The organism is Arthrobacter sp. JCM 19049, assembly GCF_001310435.1.
The window spans coordinates 1-2,686 of the sequence record NZ_BAXF01000298.1 but is presented as its reverse complement, the minus strand read 5'-3'; the positions used below and the strand labels follow the sequence as shown (position 1 = coordinate 2,686).

General features: G+C 66.4%; 2 protein-coding genes and 2 pseudogenes. 1 reads left to right on the top strand and 3 read right to left on the bottom strand.

The window, feature by feature from the left end:
• Positions 1-278, bottom strand: a pseudogene (locus JCM19049_RS11240) (phosphoglucomutase, alpha-D-glucose phosphate-specific); the annotation flags it as partial.
• Positions 279-389: 111 nt separating this feature from the next.
• On the opposite strand from JCM19049_RS11240, the gene JCM19049_RS11235 reads away from it, so the two are divergent.
• Positions 390-713, top strand: coding sequence for a DUF4190 domain-containing protein (locus JCM19049_RS11235; RefSeq protein ID WP_054821637.1), 324 nt, complete (start codon positions 390-392; stop codon positions 711-713).
• A gap of 69 nt (positions 714-782) precedes the next feature.
• Here JCM19049_RS11235 and JCM19049_RS20450 read toward each other — a convergent pair.
• Together JCM19049_RS20450 and JCM19049_RS11215 are read right to left on the bottom strand one after the other, a co-directional pair.
• Positions 783-2,232: pseudogene (locus JCM19049_RS20450) on the bottom strand (peptide MFS transporter).
• A gap of 79 nt (positions 2,233-2,311) precedes the next feature.
• On the bottom strand, positions 2,312-2,686 hold a 375-nt coding region (locus JCM19049_RS11215; protein WP_279403036.1), incomplete at its 5' end, for an amidase family protein.

Here is a 2,686-nt window from a genome sequence, read left to right as displayed (position 1 = left end):
GCCGGTTCGGACAGGGCGTGGCTGTCCTTGCCCACGTACATGGGACCGGTGATCCCGGCCGAGACGCGGTAGTCCACCACCGCCTGGGTGATCGCGGCGATGTGCGCCTCGTTGAAGGAGCCGTTCAGCGAGCTGCCGCGGTGCCCGGAGGTGCCGAAGGAGACCCGCTGCCCGGCCTGCTGCGGATCGGGAACGCGGCTGAAGTAGGCGTCCAGGACCTCCTGCAGGTCGATCAGGTCTTCTTCGCGTGCCGGCTGTCCCGCGCGTTCGTGTGCCATGCCCATCCTTTGTCTGCCAGGTCAAGAGTCTGCTACTAGGCATCCTATCGGGGTTGGCCGTGCGCGCCGCGCCGGTTTCCCTGGTTCCCGGCCGTTTATAGGATGGAGGCGATGAGCTACCACCCGTACCCCCAGAACACCTATGTGCCCCCGCCGCAGCCCACCGGGCTCTCGGTGGCCTCCCTGGTCCTGGGAATCCTGTCCCTGCTTGGATTCCTGGTCATCATCTTCATCCCCCTGGCCGGGGTGATCACCGGCCACCTGGGGTACCGGCGCGAGCCGGCCGGGCGCGGGATGGCCCTGGCCGGGCTGATCACCTCCTGGGTGGGGCTGGTGCTGGCGCTGCTGTGCTACGCGTTCATCATCTTCGTGTTCTTCTTCTCCGCCTCGTTCTACACCGACCTGAACCAGAGCATGTACTCCGACTACGCCTAAGGGCGCGCAAACACGCCAATGGCCTGGCCCCCGCGTGGGGACCAGGCCATTGGCGTGTGCGGGGACCTGCTAGTGCACGGTGCCCATCAGCTTCTTCAGCGCCGGGGTGGCGGCGAACATCGCCAGGCCCAGCACCACCGCGGTGCCGCCCAGCCACAGGAAGTAGGCGACCTCATTGCCCTCGGTGTAGTACCCGGCCAGCACGCCGGACAGGGTGGTGCCCAGCGAGACCGAGAGGAAGAACAGGGCGATCATCTGGGTGCCGAACGCGGCCGGGGCCAGCTTGGTGGTCACCGCCTGGCCGATCGGGGAGAGCAGCAGCTCGGCGATGGTGCACAGCAGCAGGATCCCCACCAGGCCAGCAGCGGGGTCTTGGCCAGCGAGTTCAGCGGGATGAAGCACAAGAAGGCGATGCCCACCACGACCAGCGACAGGCCGAACTTCACGCTGGTGCGCGGCTGGCGGGAACCGAGCTTCGTCCACATGGTGGCGAACACCCCGGCCAGCAGCACGATGAACACCGGGTTGATGGACTGCACCAGCTGGCCGGCATTTCCCAGCCGAACAGGTGGCGGTCCAGGCGTTCGGCCGAGTACGCGGCGATGAAGGTGAACTGCTGCTGGAACAGCGCCCAGAACGCGGCGGAGGCGATGTAGAACGGGATGAACGCGTACACGTGCTTGCGTTCGGTCGCATCCACGGGGGCTGCGCAGGATCAGCACGAAGTAGATGATGCTGGCGGCGATCACCACGTAGGCGATGGTCGAGGCCAGGTTCTCGGGGGTGACGATCTTCAGCGTGAAGGCCAGCACGATGACCACCAGCACGGCGGCGAAGATCAGCAGGTAGCGCTTGCGCTCAGCGGTCGGCAGCGGGTTGCGACCTGGCGCACCGACTCGGGCAGGTTCTTGCGTCCGAACCCGTAGATGACCAGGCCCAGGGCCATGCCCACCGCGGCGGCGCCGAAGCCACGTGGAAGCCGAAGTGCTTGTGCAGCAGCCCGGTCAGCAGCGGGCCGACCAGCCCGCCGATGTTTACGCCCATGTAGAAGATCGAGAAGCCGGCGTCGGCCTTCGGGTCCTCCTTGGAGTACAGCGAGCCGACCAGGGCGGTGGCGTTGGCCTTCAGCCCGCCCGAGCCCACGGCCACCATCACCAGGCCGATGGCCAGGCCCACCACCCGGGCAGCAGCGCCAGGGCCAGGTGACCGCCCATGATCACGATCGCGGAGATGAACAGCACCCGTTCCGGGCCGAGCAGGCGGTCCGAGACCCAGGCCCCCAGGATGGTGCTCAGGTAGACCGCGCCACCGTAGGCGCCCACCAGCGACAGCGCCAGGCCCTGCTCCATGCCCAGGCCGCCCTCGGTGGCCGAGAAGTACATGTAGTAGCCAGCAGTGCCTGCATGCCGTAGAAGGAGAAGCGTTCCCACATCTCGACGCTGAACAGGTTGGCCAGCGCGCCGGGGTGACCGAAGAAGGTCTTGCCCGTGCCGGTGGTGCTCGGTGAAACAGTAGACATGCGTAACATTTTTCGCCCTTCTTGACTTCGATGCCTACTTTTGCGATAGATCTCACACGGTTTGGTGGATCACAGCGTGTTATGCTTCGGCCAGCAGCTGGTGTGCCAAAATGAGCAGTTTTTCCTCGTTGGCGTGGGCTGAAATGAGCTGAATGCTCATTGGCATGCCATCGGCGGCGGTGGCCACCGGGACGGTGATCGCCGAGCACCCGGCGACGTTGACCATCGAGGTGTATGGGGTGTACTGGCACTGCAGCCGGTAGTCGGTGTCCGCGTCATGGCGGGTGTAGTAGCCGATCGGCGGGGGCGTGTGGGCCATCGCCGGGGTGGCGATCACGTCATAGGCCGACCACTGGGCGATGAAGTCCGCGGCGATCTGCTTAATCCGGGTCGCGGCGCCCAGCGAGACCTGCGCGCTGCGCTGGCGGGAGCGGCGCCGGTAGTCCCGGGCCAG

Coding starts and splice junctions, on each gene's coding strand:
- JCM19049_RS11235 (WP_054821637.1), top strand. CDS start 390: ATGAGCTACCACCCGTACCCCCAGAACACCTATGTGCCCCCGCCGCAG.